Below are 18,125 nucleotides of genomic sequence, written 5' to 3' on the forward strand. Positions count from 1 at the left end.
AATGGAGGCGCCCATGCCGTGGATCCTACTGTTGCTCGCTGCGCTGTGGATTTCTCCGCTGTCGGCGGCGTCATTGCCCGGCATACCGGCGGCGACAACCGACAAAAGCACAGCCAGCGAGCCTGACCTCGAACAGAAAAAAGCCGCCTGGGCGGCATTAGCTGACGTGCTGGATAATCCGCAGTCGCGGCAGGAGTTAATCGATGAGCTGCGTAAAGCCGCCGCCACCCAGCCGCCTGCCGCCGCCCCCACGCTGACCCCGCCAGAAGTTAAAGACGAGCAAACCGTTCTGGAAAGCGTGACGGAAGTAAGTCGTCAGTATAGCGAGCGCCTGTCGTCGCGGTTTTCTCAGCTATGGCGCAATATCACCGGCTCACCGCATAAGCCTTTCCATGCCGATGCGTTTCGCAATGCCGCTGGCGACTTCCTGCTGCTGGCCGGGCTGGTATTTGCCTTCTGGTGGTTAGTACGCCTGGCGGCGCTGCCGCTTTATCGCAAAATGGGCCATTGGGGAAGGCACAAAAACCGTGAGCGCAATAACTGGCTGCAGTTACCGGCCACCATTGCTGGCGCTTTCATCATCGACCTGCTGCTGCTGGCGCTAACGCTGTTTATCGGGCAGCTGTTAAGCGATCGTTTAAACGGCGGCAACCGCACCATTGCTTTTCAACAAAGCCTGTTTCTTAACGCCTTCGCGCTGATCGAGTTTTTTAAAGCCATCCTGCGAGTGATTTTTTGCCCGCGAATCGCCGATTTACGCCCCTTCAATATCAGCAACGAACACGCAACGTACTGGAACTTACGCCTCAGCGCCTTGAGTAGCCTGATTGGTTACGGGCTGATCGTAGCGGTGCCGATTATCTCCAATCAGGTTAACGTGCAGATTGGCGCGCTGGCCAACGTCATCATAATGTTGTGCATTACGGTGTGGGCGCTGTATCTGATTTTCCACAACAAACGCGCCATCACTCAGGGGCTTATCCATCTTGCCGACCGCTCGCTGCCTTTCTTCAGCCTGTTTATTCGCGCTTTTGCGCTGGTCTGGCACTGGCTGGCCTGTGCTTACTTTATCGTGCTGTTCTTCTTTTCGCTCTTTGACCCCGGCAACAGCCTCAAATTTATGATGGGCGCGACGCTACGTAGCCTGGCTATCGTCGGCGCCGCGGCGCTGGTATCCGGTATTTTGTCACGCTGGATAGCCAAAACCATCACCCTGTCGCCAGAAACGCAACGCCACTACCCGGAGCTGCAAAAGCGGCTCAACGGCTGGATCTCCGCCTCGCTGAAAGCCGCGCGGATCCTGACGGTATGCGTGGCGGTGATGCTGTTGCTGAGCGCCTGGGGACTGTTTGATTTTCAGCAATGGCTACACAATGATGCCGGGCAAAAAACGGTAGATGTCCTGATTCGTATCGCGCTAATCCTGTTCTTCTCCGCCGTCGGCTGGACCCTACTGGCAAGCCTGATTGAGAACCGCCTGTCATCGGACATTCATGGACGCCCGCTGCCCAGCGCTCGCGCCAGAACGCTGCTGACGCTGTTTCGCAACGCGCTGGCGGTGGTCATTACCACCATAACGATAATGATCTTATTGTCGGAAGTCGGGGTGAACATCGCGCCGCTGCTGGCGGGCGCCGGGGCGTTAGGGTTGGCCATCTCTTTCGGCGCCCAAACGCTGGTCAAAGATATTATTACCGGCATCTTTATCCAGTTTGAGAACGGGATGAACACCGGCGATCTGGTGACCATCGGGCCATTAACCGGCACGGTGGAACGGATGTCGATCCGCTCGGTGGGCGTGCGCCAGGATACCGGGGCGTACCATATTATTCCCTGGTCTTCGATAACCACCTTCGCCAACTTTGTGCGCGGGATCGGTTCGGTGGTCGCCAACTATGATGTCGACAGGCAGGAGGACCTGGATAAAGCCAATCAGGCGCTGAAGGCGGCGGTAGACGATCTGATGGCGCAGGAGGAGATCCGCGGGCTGATTATTGGCGAACCGTCGTTCGCCGGGCTGGTAGGGCTGAGCAATACCGCGTTTACCTTACGCGTCAGCTTTACGACGCTGCCGCTGAAGCAGTGGACGGTACGCTTTGCCCTCGATACCCAGGTGAAGCAGCATTTCGACCGCGCCGGCGTGCGCGCGCCGGTACAAACCTGGCAGTTATTGCCGCTGCCGGGCAACGCAAACCCGGCGGCAGAGACTTAAAATGGACGGCGGCGCTTTGCGTCGTCCATAAAACTCCAGGCGATAAAGCGGCTCTGTTTCTGCCCCTGCGCCATCTCTTTTTTCACCACTTTCACCGCGCCGACTTCGGTCAGCAGGCGATACAGCGGCGGCAAATTATCGCCGCGGGAGACCAGCGAGGTAAACCATTTAACCTGGCGGCCGAACTGCTGGCTTTCGCGGATCATTTGCGAAATAAAGGCCACTTCGCCGCCTTCACACCATAGTTCCTGCTGCTGGCCGCCAAAGTTCAGTACGCTATCTTCCCCCAGCCCCAGATTACGGCGTTTACGCTCGCCGCCGGCACGCGCGCTGGCGGCGGAGTCGTGGAATGGCGGGTTGCAGAGGGTCGCATCATAGGTTTCATTCTTATGAATGATCCCGGTAAAGATTGCCTGACCCTCTTTCTGACGACGCAGACGAATTTGCCGCGTCAGTCCTGGGTTGCCGTTAATAATCGCCTGGGCGCTGGCAAAGGCCTGCGGATTCACTTCACTACCGGTGAAGCGCCAGCCGTATTCATGCGCGCCAATCAGCGGATAGATGCAGTTCGCGCCGGTACCGATATCGAGAATGGTGGCGTTTTTCGGGATCTCGCCGCTATCCTGCGCCAGCAGGTCGGCCAGATGGTGGATGTAGTCCGCGCGTCCCGGCACCGGCGGGCACAAGAAGCCGTCAGGAATATCCCAGTGTTTTACCGCGTAAAAGTGCGCCAGCAGCGCCTTATTCAGCGCCTTCACCGCCAATGGGTTAGCAAAATCAATGGTTTGTTCACCGGCCGGATTCAGGGTGATATAGCTTTGTAGCTCGGGATGAGTCTGGCACAACGCTGGCAAATCATAGCGTTGGTGATGGCGGTTACGCGGGTGCAACCCCGGCTTTTCGGCTTTCATGGCAATCTCCTTTCAACAGCCGCGTAAGATACCCGTTGACGGCGGCGCGGTAAATAAGGGAGTCTGGATATCTTCTTATTTCGCTTTCTGGTGCTCTATGTACTTCTATCAACCTGCCGAAGGCCACGGCCTGCCGCACGACCCGCTGAATGCCATCGTCGGGCCGCGCCCCATCGGCTGGATCGCTTCGCTCGATAGCGCAGGGCAGCGCAACCTGGCGCCCTACAGTTTCTTCAACTGCTTTAACTATCGGCCGCCGATCATCGGTTTCGCCAGCGGCGGCTGGAAAGACAGCGTGCAGAACATTATTGAAACAAAAGAGTTTGTCTGGAATCTGGCTACCCGGCCACTCGCCGAAGCGATGAATGAAACCTCCGCCTCTATTCCGCGTCATGAAGACGAATTCCTGCGCGCCGGATTAACCGCCGCGCCGAGCCGGATCGTCCGCGCCCCGCGCGTGGCGGAAAGCCCGGTTCACTTCGAATGCCGCCTGTCGCAGTGTATTCAGTTGACGCGCGCCAGCGGCGAAGCCATTGATAGCTGGCTGGTACTGGGAGAAGTGGTCGCCGTACATATTGATGAGTCGCTGCTGGAAGACGGGATCTATCAAACCGCGAAAGCGCAGCCGATTTTACGCGCCGGCGGGCCAACCGCCTACTACAGCATTGATGAAAGCCAGCGCTTCGATCTAACCCGTCCGGACGCTCGCTGACCGCGAATCCCGACGCGCCGTACCTCACCGCACCGGGTTCGCATCAACAGGTGCGGTGAGACAAAAAGCCATTGTTTGCCCGCCGGTTATACCCTGATTCTCTTCGCGAAACGGCCTATACTTGAGGTATGTCCCATGCTGTTAATGAGGATATACCCATGAAAACATCTCTGCTCTCGCTGCTCTTTATCGCGCTTGCCGCCCCCTCCTCCTATGCCCTGGCCGACACGCCTGAATCTGCGCTTACCCAGACCGGTCCGCTTCGCCCGTCCGGCACCGTATCCGCCTCCGGCGCCAGCACCCTTGACGATTTGCAGGCCCAGTTGGCGCAAAAAGCCCACCAGCAGGGCGCGCTCGCCTGGAGAATTAACGCCGCCGGCGGCGGTAATAAATTGGCGGGAAGCGCGATAATTTATAAATAGCGCGCTTGATGCACTAAGCCTGACGGGGCGAAAAACACCCACTTCGACCCGTGGAATATCATGCTTTCTGCCCTTTATGTATAAATAATGCAGCCCATGTAAACAAATGTATTTATTTTTTTATAAATGAGTGATAAAAATCCGCCGTTGTTTGATAATGGTTATCAAAATCATTATCAAACGCATTGCTATTGTTAAGAACACCTGCAGTGGTCGAAACGAGACAGACTCCGTTTACGGTCGCATCGGCAAAGCGCCCCACCCTGGCAGACGTTAATTGGCGCATCTCATTTCCGCCAATACAACGATGTTGGGAAACAGGGCCAAATTAAAACTATAAGTTGCTCATGGATATGGAAAAAAATAACAATCTCCCTTTTAGCAGTTTCCGTTCACTGACGATTTTCACCGGTTTATGCCTGAGCCTCTCCCCGACGGGTCAGGTACTGGCGGCAGACAGCAATGAACAGAAAGGCGGCGAAACCCTGGTCGTTGAAGCGCAAACGCCATCGCTGTATGCGCCAACGCATTCCGCTGACCCAAAATTCTCCCGCCCCATCGCCGACACCACCCGCACCGTCACGGTGGTATCAGAGCAGGTCATGAAGGACCAGGGCGTCACTAACCTGACCGATGCGTTGAAAAACGTGCCGGGCGTGGGCGCCTTCTTCGCCGGCGAAAACGGTAACTCCACCACCGGCGACACCATCTATATGCGCGGCGCCGATACCTCCAACAGTATCTATGTCGACGGCATTCGCGATATCGGCAGCGTCACTCGCGATACCTTTAATACCGAGCAGGTTGAAGTGATTAAAGGGCCATCGGGTTCCGACTACGGCCGCAGCGCGCCAACCGGATCGATCAACATGATCAGCAAACAGCCGCGTCTGGATTCCGGGATCGATGCTTCCGCCAGCGTCGGCAGCGCGTGGATGCGCCGCGGCACCCTCGATATCAATGAAGCCATTGGCGATACCAGCGCCGTGCGCCTGAACCTGATGGGAGAGAAAACCCACGATGCCGGCCGCGATAAAGTTAAAAATGAACGTTACGGCATCGCGCCATCCGTCGCCTTTGGTCTCGGCACTGAGAATCGCCTGTACCTGAACTATCTGCACGTCACCCAGCACAATACGCCGGACGGCGGTATTCCAACCATCGGCCTGCCGGGCTACTCGGCGCCAAACGCCGCCACCGATGCGCTGAACCACTCTGGTAAAGTCGCAACCAGCAACTTCTACGGTACGGACTCTGATTACGACGACTCGACCACCGATACCGTGACCATGCGTTTCGAACACGATATCAATGACAACACGACGATCCGCAACATCACGCGCTGGTCGCGGGTGAAACAGGATTACCTGATGACCGCGGTCATGGGCGGCGCGTCAAACATTACTCAACCGGATCCCAATAACGTCAATACCTGGACCTGGTCACGTCTGGCAAACACCAAAGACACCAGCAACAAGATCCTAACCAACCAGACCAATCTGACGAGCAAATTTTTCACCGGATCCGTCGGCCATGACGTCAGCGCCGGGGTAGAATTTACCCGCGAAACGCAGACTAACTACGGCGTCTATCCGATCACCCCGCCGGCGGTGAATATCTATCATCCGAATAGCGATATTTCGATCGGCGGCCTGAACCGCAGCGGCGCTAACGCCAACGGTCAGACCGATACCTTCGGCCTGTACGCTTTCGATACTCTGCAGATCACCCGCGATTTTGAGCTGAACGGCGGTATCCGCCTCGATACCTATCAAACCAAATACGATAGCGCCAGCCTGTGCGGCGGCAGCGGTCGTGGAGCCATCGCCTGCCCGACCGGCGTCGCTAAAGATACGCCGGTCACCACCGTGGACACCTCTACCAGCGGCAACCTGGTCAACTGGAAAGCCGGCGCGCTGTATCATCTGACTGATAACGGCAATGTGTACGTTAACTACGCAATCTCGCAACAACCGCCGGGCGGTAGCAACTTCACCCTCGCCCAAAGCGGCAGCGGCAATAGCGCCAACCGCACCGACTTCCAGCCGCAAAAAGCGAAGACCAGCGAACTGGGCACCAAGTGGGAACTGATGGATAAGCGCCTGCTGCTGACCGCGGCGCTGTTCCGCACCGATATAGAAAACGAGGTCGAACAAAACGACGACGGTACTTACTCGCAGTATGGTAAGAAGCGGGTCGAAGGCTATGAGATTTCACTGGCCGGTAATATTACCCCGGACTGGCAGGTTATTGGCGGTTACACCCAGCAGCATGCGACGATCCGTGAAGGCGCCGATGCCGCTCAGGATGGCACCAGCTCAATGCCGTATACGCCGGAACACGCCTTTACCGTCTGGAGCCAGTACCAGGCCACCGATGCCCTCTCCGTCGGCGCCGGCGCCCGCTACATTGGCAGCATGCACCGTGGCAAAGATGGCGCGGTTGGCACGCCGTCCTACACCGAAGGCTATTGGGTAGCGGATGCGAAAATGGGCTATCGGGTTAATCGCAATCTCGACCTGCAACTGAACGTGTATAACCTGTTTGATACCAATTACGTCGCGTCTATTAACAAGAGCGGCTATCGTTATCACCCGGGCGAGCCACGCACTTTCCTGTTAACTGCTAACGTGCATTTCTAATCGATGCGGGGCGGAAACGCCCCGTTTTCTCAGGAGCTTGAGCCATGATGTACCATATCCCCGCCGTCCTGACGCCTCAGGAAGTCGCCGAATTCGCCGCTCAGCTACAGCAGGCCGAGTGGGTTGACGGCCGCGTGACCACCGGCGCCCAGGGGGCGCAGGTAAAAAACAATCAGCAGGTCGATACGCGCAGCGCTTTATACGGCGAGCTACAGGCTAAGGTCCAGGCGGCGCTGAACCGCAGTTCGCTGTTCTTCGCCGCGGCGTTACCCAAAACGCTCTCCACCCCGCTGTTTAACCGCTACCAGCAGCAAGAAACCTACGGTTTTCACGTCGATGGCGCGGTACGCAGCCACGGTCAGGGCGGCTGGATGCGCACCGACCTCTCCGCCACCCTGTTCCTTAACGATCCGCAAAGCTACGACGGCGGCGAACTGGTGGTCAATGATACCTATGGCCAGCACAAGGTAAAATTGCCGGCCGGCGATCTGGTGCTCTATCCTTCAAGCAGCCTGCACTGCGTAACTCCAGTCACCTCCGGCGAACGCATCGCCTCTTTTCTATGGATCCAGTCGATGATCCGCGACGATAAGCGTCGCGCAATGCTGTTCGAGCTCGATGGTAATATTCAGAAGTTAAAGAGCCGCCACGGCGAGAGCGATGAGGTGCTGTCGCTTCTCAACCTGTACCACAACCTGCTGCGGGAATGGTCGGAAATCTAAGCAACCTAAACCTTGTCTGGTCATTTTTTGCCCCCATCTTTTCTATACTTTAAACAGATATTGAGATGAGGAGCACATCATGGCGTCAGGTTGGGCAAACGATGGGGCCGTACAGGATCAAATCGACAGCACGGTAAACGATGCCGTTGCCCGCGCCCGTAGCGAGCTGCCAAGCGGTGAGAGCAACAAATTTTGTGAAGAATGCGCAGAGCCGATTCCCGAGGCCCGGCGCAAGGCAATTCCCGGGGTCAGATACTGCGTGAAGTGCCAACAGGATAAAGATTTACATAACAATACATATTCAGGATATAATCGCCGTGGTTCCAAAGATAGCCAGCTACGCTGACCTTCCTTTACCGTTCATTACCGCCGATCGCGTTATCTTTTCGCGCACGTTTTTTGGCGAAAAAAGTGGCAAAATGTGCCTTTAGTTGCCATGGCAATTAGTTTACCCCTCGCCCGCGGCAATAGCGGAAAATAATTTATTAATATTCAATAAATTATTCATTATTCAAAAAATTCGATGAAGACTGTGAATTTCCTTCGATTTTATCTCGCGGCAAAAAACGTGATACTTATCACATCGACGGAACATCGTCCTCTACAGAACATAATGCGAGAAATTAATCATGAAAAATATCAAATACGCTGCCGCTGCTATCGCCCTTTCCGCTCTGTCCTTCGGCGCATTCGCCGCTCAGCCGGTAACCCCGTCACAGGCAGAAAGCATGAATAAAATCGGTGTTGTTTCCGCTGAAGGCGCAACGACGCTGGATGGTCTGGAAGCCAAACTGGCTGCTAAAGCAGATGCCGCTGGCGCAACCGGCTACAGCATCACCTCCGCTAACACCAACAACAAAGTTAGCGGTACCGCGGTTATCTACAAATAATCGCAGCAACACTCTGAAATGCCACTGAATTAACCCTGAAAAGACCTTTTAAATACCCTTGTTTGCCCGTCCGAGCCACCGGACGGGCTTTTTTTTGTCCGTTTACCAGCGTTCGGCAACCTGCGCCAGACCATGGGCGAGCGAAGTCGCCTGACCGGTGGCGACCAGGCAGCAGGCGAGCTGAATTTTCAGCGACTGCGGAACCGGCTCGCTACCGCTCACGCAGCGCTCAATCCAGCGCGCGGTAACTTCGGGATCTTTAGATTCCGGCAGCGCCACCTTGTCCTGCTGGCTTTCATCGGCTCGCTCATGCAGCGCTCGCGTCCCCGCCGCATCAATGAGATTGATTTGCGGACAACGCTGCGGATTGGCGTAAACCTCACCTTCGGTACCGTGCATCAATAGCGCGCGTCCGCCGATTTCAGTAAAGAACTTCGCGACCTTATCGACGTATTCCGGATGCGAGACGCTCGACAGACGCAGCGCGGCATCTTCGGCAAATGGCGTCGCCAGCTTAGCCAGGGTATGTGCGCTGTTACGCACCCCCATCCGCCAGCGCAGCGCCAGCTGCTTTTCCAGCGGCGGACACAGTGCGCCAATCGGGATATAGACGGGTTCATGGCCGTCAAGACGCGCCTGAGCCTGCCCGGCATGGGTCGTCGCCGGGATCCCCATGAGCTCAAAGATGGTTTCCGTCAGGACGCGAGTAGGGTCATGGCTGACGCCGTGCACCACTACCGGAAAGCCCATTTTATGCAACAGCACCGCCAGCAGCGGCGTCAGGTTGGCCTGTTTGCGCGCGCCGTTATAGCTGGGAATGACGATAGGCATCGGTTTAGCAACCGGCGGCGTCAGGCGGATAGTCTGTAGCTGCATCGCCTCATAGAAGCCCTGCATTTCCGCTTCGCCTTCGCCCTTGATGCGCAGCGCGATGAGGATCGCCCCCAGCTCCAGATCGTCCACTTCGCCGTTTAACATCCGCGTATACAGCGCACGGGCCGTGGTTAAATCCAGGTCGCGAGCGTGATTTTTGCCGCGCCCGACTTCTTTGATGATTTTGGTGTAATCCATCGACTTGCTCCCTCCAGCGGTAGGCTCCGCCGACCGGACCGCTTATGCGCTTAGCGGCGTCGGCGACGCGTCTGTTTTGCTTTGCTTTTTACTATAACCTCGGGAACGCCCGGCTGCTCTATGGGAAATACCGGTAACGCATTTAACAATCGCGCGCCGTAATTTTTGGTCAGCAGGCGCTTATCGTAAATAATGACTTCGCCCCAGCACTGATGGCTACGGATCAGGCGCCCGACCTGTTGAATCAGGTTGAATGAGGCGCTCGGCAGGCTTTGCACCTCAAAGGGATAGCGGTTGAGGCTTTTCAACCACTCGCCTTCGGTGATCACCACCGGGCTGTCGATCGGCGGGAAGGCGATTTTATGGATATGCACCTGGCTTAACAGCTCGCCCTTTAAATCCAGCCCTTCGGCAAAAGATTGCAGGCCAACCAGCACGCTACGCTCGCCGCCTTCAACGCGTTTACGATGTAGCTCGACCAGCCGATAGCGCGGCTGGTCGCCCTGCACCAGCAGCATCAGGCGCAGATCGGTAACATGTTCCAGAAAGCGATTCATGGCCCGCCCGCTGGCGAACAGCACCAGCATACCAAGATGCTTTTTGCTCTCGACCTGCTCACGGAAAAAGGCCGCCATTTCGGCGATGTGCTGCTCTTCGTTATCAATAAGCGGCTCATAGCGCATCTGCGGAATAATAATTTTTCCCTGCTCGACGTGATTGAACGGCGAGTCCAGCGCCACGAAACGATCGCCCGCTTTCTCTTTCAGACCGCTCATCTCCTGCAGACGCGAGAAGCTGTTCAACGAACGCAGGGTCGCCGAGGTAACGACAATATGCGGCACGCTGCGCCACAGCAGGCGTTCGAGCTGATCGCTGACGCGGATACCGACGCAGTGGAACCAGACATGTATCTGGCCGTCGCGGACATCGCGGGTCGCCCATTTGGTTACCGGCGCGCCGGAGGACTGCGCCAGCGACGCCAGCCGCCACAGCTTGCTCTGGCTTTCAAACATACCGAGCGCCCGGTTCATCTGCAGCAGAATACGATGCAAACGCACCACATCGTGGCTGCCGGTCTTTTCGCTGAGGTCGTTCAGGAACAGCTCCGCCAGCCCGCGTAGCATTTCGGTGAGCTTCGCCAGCCGCTGGCAAATTTCCATCACCTCCTGCGGTAGTTCGCCCATCGGGAAACGATGTTCCGCCTCCTGAGCTGCAGGCATATAGAGATTGAGAATATTGTTCAGCGAGGCGATAAGCTCATAGAGCTCTTCACAGTGTTCGTTGAGACGCTCGGGGTTAGCCAGCGGCGGCGTCGTCTTCGGACGAAACTGCTCCATGCAGGTCGCCACCAGTTTGCTGAACAGATCCAGCTGCAGCCGGTACCAGGGAGCGGTTATCTCAGCGCTCATCTCTAAGGCGTCGCGGGCGACATCCGGCAGATGATGGCCTTCGTCGAGCACCAGCAGCAGGTTTTTCGGCTCCGGCAGCACCGCTTCGCTCTCCATCGCCGCCATCACCAACGCATGGTTGGCCACCACCACTTCCGCCTCCTGAATTTCCCGTCGCGCGACGAAGAATGGGCATTCACGATAATAGTGGCAGTTACGGTTAAGACAGCTGGCTTTATCGGTGCTCAAACGCCCCCATAGGGCATCATCAATGGGCTTATCGGTATGGTCGCGCAGGCCATCCCATTTATAGCCGTCGAGATCGGTTTTCAGCGTCGCGCACAGCTTTTGTTCGGCCTGGTTTTTTGGCGTCAGATCGTCATCGAGGAACGCCAGCAGGTCCTGCTGCGTCGCCTCGGTGCTGGCCAGCGCCGTCAGATTACGCGGGCAAACGTAGCGCCCGCGGCCAAAGGCGGCGGTAAAGCGCAGGTCGGGAATGATCTTACGCAGCAGCGGCAGATCTTTACTGTAGATTTGATCCTGCAAAGCGACGTTGGCGGTGCTGACCACCAGCGTTTTTTGTTCTTCTCGAGCGATGGCGATCCCGGGGATAAGGTATGACAGCGTTTTACCGACGCCGGTCGGGGCTTCGATAGCCAGATGCCGCCCCTCTTCCCCCGCGAGCGTTTTCGCCACATCGGCAATCATCTGCCGCTGCGGGGCTCGGGGGATAAAGTCCGGGATCTGTTCCTGAAGCGCCTTATACCAGGCGGCGATTTGCGCTTTTAGCGCAGCGGTCAAAGCCATGAGAAAACCTGAATACTGTATAAACAGCCACTATTGTGCCATTTTTAGCGGCCCGGAGGTATTGCTTTCTACTGAGTGTGGAAGCGTGCTCGATAAAACGCGATGCAAAAAGCAAAAAGAACGGCCCGCCGCCGCGCAAGCGGACAGACGGGCCGTTTTGAGCCTGGACGCGCTGCCGCAGCCCAGGTATCAGCGTATTACTCGCCGGCAGGTTTACGCGGGCGACGACGGCGCGGCGGTTTACCGTCCTGGGCGCGCGCCTTCGGCGCTTCGCCATCCTGACGGCGCGGCGCAGCCTGCTGGCTACGACCCTGGTTTTGGCCCTGACCGCTGCGGCCCTGACCCTGACCCTGACCACGGCCACCGCCGCTACGCTGCTGACGGCCGTTTTGAATCGGCTCCGCTTTAATTGACGGATCCGGCTCGTAGCCGGCAATAGCAATCCGTGGGATCTCTTTTTTCAGCAAGCGTTCAATATCGCGCAGCAGCTTGTGCTCATCAACGCATACCAGCGACAGCGCTTCGCCGGTCGCCGCCGCGCGGCCGGTACGACCGATACGGTGGACATAATCTTCCGGCACGTTCGGCAGCTCGTAGTTCACCACGTGCGGCAGCTCTTCAATATCAAGGCCGCGGGCGGCGATATCGGTCGCTACCAGCACGCGAATGCCGCCGGATTTAAAGTCGGCCAGCGCGCGGGTACGCGCCCCCTGGCTCTTATTTCCGTGGATAGCGGCGCTGCGGATACCGTCTTTATTCAGTTGCTCGGCTAAATGGTTCGCGCCGTGCTTGGTACGAGTAAAGACCAGCACCTGCTGCCAGTTGCCTTCGCCGATCATCTGCGACAGCAGCTCGCGCTTGCGTTTCTTATCCACAAAGTGGACGTGTTGGGTGATCTGCTCGGAAGCGGTATTACGACGCGCCACTTCAACTTCCAGCGGGTTGTGCAGCAGCTTTTCCGCCAGCGCTTTGATCTCGTCGGAGAAGGTAGCGGAGAACAGCAGGTTTTGACGACGCGGCGGCAGTTTAGCCAGCACGCGGCGGATGTCGTGGATAAAGCCCATGTCCAGCATGCGGTCGGCTTCATCCAGAATCAGCACTTCAACTTTATCGAGGCTAACCGCATTCTGATGCTCGAGATCCAGCAGACGGCCCGGGGTGGCGACGAGGATATCGACGCCGCCGCGCAGTTTCATCATCTGCGGATTAATGCTTACGCCGCCGAAAACAACCAGCGAGCGGATATTCAGATACTTGCTGTAGTCGCGGACGTTCTCGCCCACCTGCGCCGCCAGCTCGCGGGTCGGCGTCAGGATCAGCGCGCGAACCGGGCGACGGCCCTTCGCGTGCGGCTCGTTCTGAATCAGACGTTGCAGCAGCGGCAGCGTAAAACCAGCGGTCTTACCGGTACCGGTCTGGGCGCTGGCCATCAGGTCGCGACCCTGCAGTACAGCCGGGATCGCCTGCTGCTGGATAGGGGTCGGCTCAACGTAGCCCTGCTCGGCGACGGCGCGCAGGATATCGGGATTCAGGCCAAGGGAATCAAAAGACATAACAACTCCGAACCGCCCCGGCCCGTTTAAGGGCGTAGTTTTCAGGGAGATTATTGCGATAGAGATGGCAAAAACCACAATGCCATGAAGGGGCGCAGTTTAGCAGATTTTGTGACGAACCGCATAAAATATCCCCGGAGGATTTAGCGGCAAAATAATGCTCGCCCGCGCGGCGTTATCTTCAGTATTCATCATTCTGGACAGATATGCGAATCGCCTCTATTCTTAATCAATCGATTGATTAATTTTTTAGAGTGCGATGAACAGTACTTCCGTCACCAGTAAAGGCGAACAAGCCAAAAGCCAACTTATCGCCGCCGCCATCGCGCAATTCGGCGAGTATGGCCTCCATGCGACGACCCGCGATATCGCCGCGCAGGCCGGGCAAAATATCGCTGCTATCACCTATTATTTCGGTTCGAAAGACGACCTGTATCTCGCCTGCGCGCAGTGGATCGCCGACTGTATCGGCGAGAATTTCCGCCCGCATGCCGAAGCGGCCGAAGCCCTGCTCGCCCAGACGCCCCCCGACAAACCGGCGCTGCGGGAATTGATTCTGCGCAGCTGCCGCGATATGAGTCTGCTGCTGACCCAGGACGACACGGTCAACCTCAGCAAATTTATCTCTCGCGAGCAGCTCTCCCCTACGGCGGCTTACCAGCTTATCCACCAGCAGGTTATCGCCCCGCTACATAGCTATTTGACGCGGCTTATCGCCGCCTGGACCGGGCGCGATGCCAACGATACGCAAATGATTCTGCACACCCACGCCCTGCTTGGCGAGGTGCTGGCCTTCCGCCTCGGGCGGGAAACCATTTTACTGCGTACCGGCTGGGCGCAGTTCGATCAACAAAAGGCTGAACAAATTTTTCAGGTGATTACCTGTCATATCGATTTCATTCTGCAAGGGTTAGCGCAAAGGAGCCTGGGATCATGAAAAAACCCGTCGTCGTTCTACTGGTCGTCATCGTGCTCGCCGCGATCGGCGGCGCCTGGTGGTGGTATCAAAGCAGCCAGGCGAAAGATCTCACTCTCTATGGCAATGTCGATATTCGCACTGTGAATATGAGCTTCCGCGTCGGCGGACGGCTGGCAACCCTGAACGTCGATGAAGGCGATGAAATTCGCCGCGGGCAAACCCTCGGCGAACTTGACCGCGCGCCGTATGAGAACGCGCTGCAGCAGGCGCAGGCCAACGTCTCCACCGCCCAGGCGCAGTACGATTTGATGATGGCGGGCTACCGTGCCGAAGAGATTGCGCAGGCGGCGGCCGCGGTTAATCAGGCGCAGGCCGCCTGGGTCTATGCGCAGAATTTTTATCAACGTCAGCTCGGCCTGCGCGCCAGCAGCGCGATTTCAGCCAACGACCTCGAAAACGCCCGTTCTTCACGCGATCAGGCGCAGGCGACCCTAAAATCGGCGCAGGACAAACTGCGTCAATATCGCGCCGGTAACCGCCCGCAGGAAATTGCCCAGGCCAAAGCCAGCCTTGAACAGGCGCAGGCGGCCCTGGCGCAGGCCAAACTGGACCTGCACGATACCGTACTGACCGCGCCATCCGACGGTACCCTGATGACCCGAGCCGTAGAGCCCGGCACCATGTTGAACGCCGGCGGCACGGTGTTGACGCTATCGTTAACCCATCCGGTTTGGGTACGCGCCTACGTTGACGAGAAAAACCTTGGCCAGGCGCAGCCGGGGCGCGAAGTACTGCTGTATACCGATAGCCGGCCGAACAAGCCCTATCATGGTAAAATCGGCTTTGTCTCCCCCAGCGCCGAATTCACGCCGAAGACCGTGGAAACACCGGATTTGCGTACCGATCTCGTCTACCGCCTGCGCATCGTGGTGAACGACGCCGACGGCGCGCTGCGTCAGGGCATGCCGGTCACCGTCTCCTTCAGCAACGGAAACGGGCATGAGTAAGGACGCGATAACTTTAACCGGACTGACACGCGGTTTTCCCGGTATGGACCGACCCGCGGTCGCGCCGCTGAACTGTACGATTCACTCAGGCTACGTCACAGGGCTCGTCGGCCCCGATGGCGCGGGTAAAACCACCCTGATGCGAATGCTGGCCGGTTTACTTAAGCCTGATGAGGGCAGCGCCAGCGTTATCGGCTTCGATCCGCTCAAGGACGACAGCGCGCTGCACGCGGCGCTCGGCTATATGCCGCAGAAATTCGGCCTGTATGAAGATCTGACGGTGATGGAAAACCTGAACCTGTACGCCGATCTGCGCAGCGTCACCGGCGAGGCGCGGAAGAAAATATTCGAGCGCCTGCTGGAATTCACTTCTCTTGGCCCTTTCACCGGGCGATTAGCCGGCAAACTCTCCGGCGGCATGAAGCAAAAACTGGGGCTCGCCTGTACGCTGGTAGGCGATCCGAAAGTGCTACTGTTAGATGAGCCCGGCGTCGGAGTCGATCCTATCTCGCGCCGCGAGCTGTGGCAGATGGTCCACGAACTGGCCGGCGACGGCATGCTTATTTTGTGGAGCACCTCTTATCTCGATGAAGCCGAGCAGTGCCGCGATGTGCTGCTGATGAACGAAGGTAAATTGCTTTACCAGGGCGAACCGAAGGCGCTGACGCAAACCATGGCCGGGCGCAGCTTTCTGGTCTCCAGCCCGCAGGAAAACAACCGCCGTCTGCTGCAGCGAGCGCTGAAACTCCCGCAAATTAGCGATGGCGTGATTCAGGGCAAATCGGTGCGTTTGATTCTGAAAAAGGAAGCCCGCATTGATGAAGTTCAGCAACATAACGACATGCCGCCGCTACAGGTGGCCGAAACCGCGCCGCGTTTTGAAGACGCCTTTATCGACCTGTTAGGCGGCGCCGGAACCGCCGAGTCGCCGCTGGGAGAGATTATTCATCACGTGGACGGCAGCAAAGACGAAACGGTCATTGAAGCACGGTCGTTAACGAAAAAGTTTGGTGATTTCGCCGCCACCGATCACGTCGATTTCCAGGTTAAGCGCGGTGAGATTTTCGGCCTGCTCGGGCCCAACGGCGCCGGTAAATCCACGACCTTCAAAATGATGTGCGGCCTGCTGGTGCCGACCGACGGAAAAGCGCTGGTGCTGGGGATGGATCTCAAGGTTAGCTCCGGTAAAGCGCGCCAGCATCTGGGCTACATGGCGCAAAAATTCTCGCTGTATGGCAACCTCAGCGTCGAGCAGAACCTGCGTTTTTTCTCCGGCGTTTACGGCCTACGCGGCCGGGCGCAAAATGAAAAAATCGCGCGCATGAGCGATGCCTTCGGCCTGAAAAGTATCGCCAGCCACGCCGCCGATGAGCTACCGCTCGGCTACAAGCAGCGGCTGGCGCTGGCCTGCTCGCTAATGCATGAACCCGACATCCTGTTTCTCGATGAACCCACCTCCGGCGTCGACCCGCTTACTCGCCGCGAATTCTGGCTGCATATCAACAGCATGGTCGATAAAGGGGTTACGGTGATGGTGACAACCCACTTTATGGATGAGGCGGAATACTGCGACCGCATCGGGCTGGTCTACCACGGTAAGCTTATCGCCAGCGGCACGCCGGACGCGCTGAAGGCGCAGGCGGCGAATGACAGTCAGGCGGATCCCACCATGGAACAGGCGTTTATTACCCTGATTAACCAATGGGACAAGGAAAACGGTCATGAGCAATAGCATTCTCTCCTGGCGACGGGTTCGCGCGCTGTGCGTCAAAGAGACCCGGCAGATCGTCCGCGATCCCAGCAGTTGGCTGATTGCGGTGGTGATCCCGCTACTCCTGCTGTTTATCTTCGGCTACGGCATTAACCTCGACTCCAGTAAACTGCGGGTCGGCGTATTGCTGGAACAGCAGAGCGAAGAGGCGCTGGACTTTGTCCATACCATGACCGGCTCGCCCTACATCGACGCCACCGTCAGCGATAATCGCCAGCAGTTGATTGAGCTGATGCAGGCCGGGCGCATTCGCGCGATGGTCGTCATTCCCGTCGATTTTGACCGTCAGATGGCCCGCGCCGGCGCCAATGCGCCGATTCAGTTGATTACCGACGGCAGCGAGCCTAACACCGCTAACTTCGCGCAGGGCTACGTCGAAGGTATCTGGCAGATCTGGCAACAGCAGCGGGCGGAAGACCGCGGTGAAACCTTTGAACCGCTTATTGACGTGCAGATGCGCTACTGGTTTAACCCAGCGGCCATCAGTCAGCACTTTATTATCCCCGGCGCAATTACCATCATCATGACCGTGGTCGGCGCGATATTGACCTCGCTGGTGGTAGCGCGCGAATGGGAACGCGGCACCATGGAAGCGCTGCTATCCACCGAAATCACCCGCGCCGAACTGCTGCTGTGCAAGATAATTCCCTACTATTTCCTTGGCATGCTGGCGATGTTGCTGTGTATGCTGGTATCGGTATTTATTCTCGGCGTGCCCTATCGCGGCTCGCTGCTAATTTTGTTTGTCATCACCAGCCTGTTTTTGCTCAGTACGCTGGGAATGGGGCTACTGATCTCGACCATTACCCGCAACCAATTTAACGCCGCGCAGGTCGCGTTGAACGCCGCTTTTTTACCGTCGATTATGTTGTCGGGGTTTATTTTCCAGATAGACAGTATGCCGGCGGTGATCCGCGCGGTGACCTACGTGATCCCGGCGCGTTATTTCGTTAACACCCTGCAAAGCCTGTTTCTGGCGGGCAATATTCCCGTGGTGCTGCTGGTGAACGTGCTGTTTTTGATTGCTTCGGCGGTGATGTTTATCGGCCTGACGTGGCTTAAAACCAAACGGCGTCTGGATTAACCCTGGCGCTCGAA

The 18,125-nt window shown here is 57.3% G+C and carries 16 protein-coding genes; 11 read left to right on the top strand and 5 right to left on the bottom strand.

Annotation, left to right across the window (positions count from 1 at the left end):
- Window positions 1-13: 13 nt before the first annotated feature.
- Entirely contained in the window at window positions 14-2,212 is a 2,199-nt protein-coding gene (gene ybiO, locus ABLV78_RS17555) for a mechanosensitive channel protein (RefSeq protein ID WP_047049112.1), read from the top strand.
- Here ybiO and rlmF read toward each other — a convergent pair.
- Entirely contained in the window at window positions 2,209-3,123 is a 915-nt protein-coding gene (gene rlmF / locus ABLV78_RS17560; protein WP_015704819.1) for a 23S rRNA (adenine(1618)-N(6))-methyltransferase RlmF, read from the bottom strand. The genes ybiO and rlmF overlap by 4 nt on opposite strands.
- Window positions 3,124-3,220: 97 nt before the next feature.
- On the opposite strand from rlmF, the gene ABLV78_RS17565 reads away from it, so the two are divergent.
- Both ABLV78_RS17565 and ABLV78_RS17570 read left to right on the top strand, forming a co-directional pair.
- The gene (locus ABLV78_RS17565) at window positions 3,221-3,835 is read left to right on the top strand and encodes a flavin reductase family protein (protein ID WP_047049116.1); all 615 of its coding nucleotides are present in this window, start codon (window positions 3,221-3,223) and stop codon (window positions 3,833-3,835) included.
- A 158-nt stretch (window positions 3,836-3,993) separates the two neighbouring features.
- Window positions 3,994-4,257 (top strand): YdgH/BhsA/McbA family protein, encoded by a 264-nt coding sequence (locus ABLV78_RS17570; protein WP_072251435.1) that lies wholly within the window; start codon window positions 3,994-3,996, stop codon window positions 4,255-4,257.
- A gap of 112 nt (window positions 4,258-4,369) precedes the next feature.
- Here the strand turns inward: ABLV78_RS17570 and ABLV78_RS17575 are convergent, their stop codons facing one another.
- Window positions 4,370-4,543, bottom strand: coding sequence for a hypothetical protein (locus ABLV78_RS17575; RefSeq protein WP_155958909.1), 174 nt, complete (start codon window positions 4,541-4,543; stop codon window positions 4,370-4,372).
- A gap of 67 nt (window positions 4,544-4,610) precedes the next feature.
- Between ABLV78_RS17575 and ABLV78_RS17580 the strand changes: the two genes are divergently transcribed.
- The 4 genes from ABLV78_RS17580 to ybiJ all read left to right on the top strand — a co-directional run bounded on the left by ABLV78_RS17580 (window position 4,611) and on the right by ybiJ (window position 8,511).
- Window positions 4,611-6,899, top strand: coding sequence for a catecholate siderophore receptor Fiu (locus ABLV78_RS17580; protein WP_047049503.1), 2,289 nt, complete (start codon window positions 4,611-4,613; stop codon window positions 6,897-6,899).
- 44 nt (window positions 6,900-6,943) lie between these two features.
- Window positions 6,944-7,621 carry a PKHD-type hydroxylase YbiX gene (gene ybiX / locus ABLV78_RS17585; RefSeq protein WP_047049122.1) on the top strand — a complete coding sequence of 226 codons (678 nt, stop codon included), beginning with the start codon at window positions 6,944-6,946 and terminating at the stop codon, window positions 7,619-7,621.
- Between the two features lie 79 nt (window positions 7,622-7,700).
- The gene (locus ABLV78_RS17590; protein WP_047049124.1) at window positions 7,701-7,967 is read left to right on the top strand and encodes a DksA/TraR family C4-type zinc finger protein; all 267 of its coding nucleotides are present in this window, start codon (window positions 7,701-7,703) and stop codon (window positions 7,965-7,967) included.
- A gap of 283 nt (window positions 7,968-8,250) precedes the next feature.
- The gene (gene ybiJ, locus ABLV78_RS17595; RefSeq protein WP_047049127.1) at window positions 8,251-8,511 is read left to right on the top strand and encodes a DUF1471 family protein YbiJ; all 261 of its coding nucleotides are present in this window, start codon (window positions 8,251-8,253) and stop codon (window positions 8,509-8,511) included.
- 102 nt (window positions 8,512-8,613) lie between these two features.
- Here ybiJ and ybiB read toward each other — a convergent pair whose 3' ends face one another.
- From ybiB to rhlE, 3 genes are all read right to left on the bottom strand, one after another.
- Window positions 8,614-9,582, bottom strand: coding sequence for a DNA-binding protein YbiB (ybiB, locus tag ABLV78_RS17600; RefSeq protein WP_047049130.1), 969 nt, complete (start codon window positions 9,580-9,582; stop codon window positions 8,614-8,616).
- A 50-nt stretch (window positions 9,583-9,632) separates the two neighbouring features.
- Window positions 9,633-11,777, bottom strand: coding sequence for an ATP-dependent DNA helicase DinG (dinG, locus tag ABLV78_RS17605; protein ID WP_047049134.1), 2,145 nt, complete (start codon window positions 11,775-11,777; stop codon window positions 9,633-9,635).
- A 197-nt stretch (window positions 11,778-11,974) separates the two neighbouring features.
- Window positions 11,975-13,330, bottom strand: coding sequence for an ATP-dependent RNA helicase RhlE (gene rhlE, locus ABLV78_RS17610; protein ID WP_047049137.1), 1,356 nt, complete (start codon window positions 13,328-13,330; stop codon window positions 11,975-11,977).
- Between the two features lie 259 nt (window positions 13,331-13,589).
- Between rhlE and cecR the strand changes: the two genes are divergently transcribed.
- From cecR to ABLV78_RS17630, 4 genes are read left to right on the top strand one after another with little or no spacing between them, the layout of a single operon-like run.
- On the top strand, window positions 13,590-14,267 hold the full coding sequence (gene cecR / locus ABLV78_RS17615; RefSeq protein ID WP_045395044.1) for a transcriptional regulator CecR: 678 nt from the start codon (window positions 13,590-13,592) through the stop codon (window positions 14,265-14,267).
- Complete coding sequence (gene hlyD / locus ABLV78_RS17620; RefSeq protein ID WP_045395045.1) at window positions 14,264-15,256, top strand: secretion protein HlyD; 993 nt, start codon at window positions 14,264-14,266, stop codon at window positions 15,254-15,256. The genes cecR and hlyD overlap by 4 nt, the downstream gene beginning before the upstream one ends.
- Complete coding sequence (locus ABLV78_RS17625) at window positions 15,249-16,988, top strand: ATP-binding cassette domain-containing protein (protein ID WP_045395046.1); 1,740 nt, start codon at window positions 15,249-15,251, stop codon at window positions 16,986-16,988. The genes hlyD and ABLV78_RS17625 overlap by 8 nt, the downstream gene beginning before the upstream one ends.
- Window positions 16,978-18,111: an ABC transporter permease gene (locus tag ABLV78_RS17630; protein ID WP_042895141.1), complete on the top strand. Its 1,134-nt coding sequence runs from the start codon at window positions 16,978-16,980 to the stop codon at window positions 18,109-18,111. Before ABLV78_RS17625 ends, ABLV78_RS17630 begins: the two co-directional genes overlap by 11 nt.
- Window positions 18,112-18,125: the final 14 nt, after the last annotated feature.

The organism is Klebsiella sp. CN_Kp075 (genome assembly GCF_040065055.2).
GTDB lineage: Bacteria > Pseudomonadota > Gammaproteobacteria > Enterobacterales > Enterobacteriaceae > Klebsiella > Klebsiella aerogenes.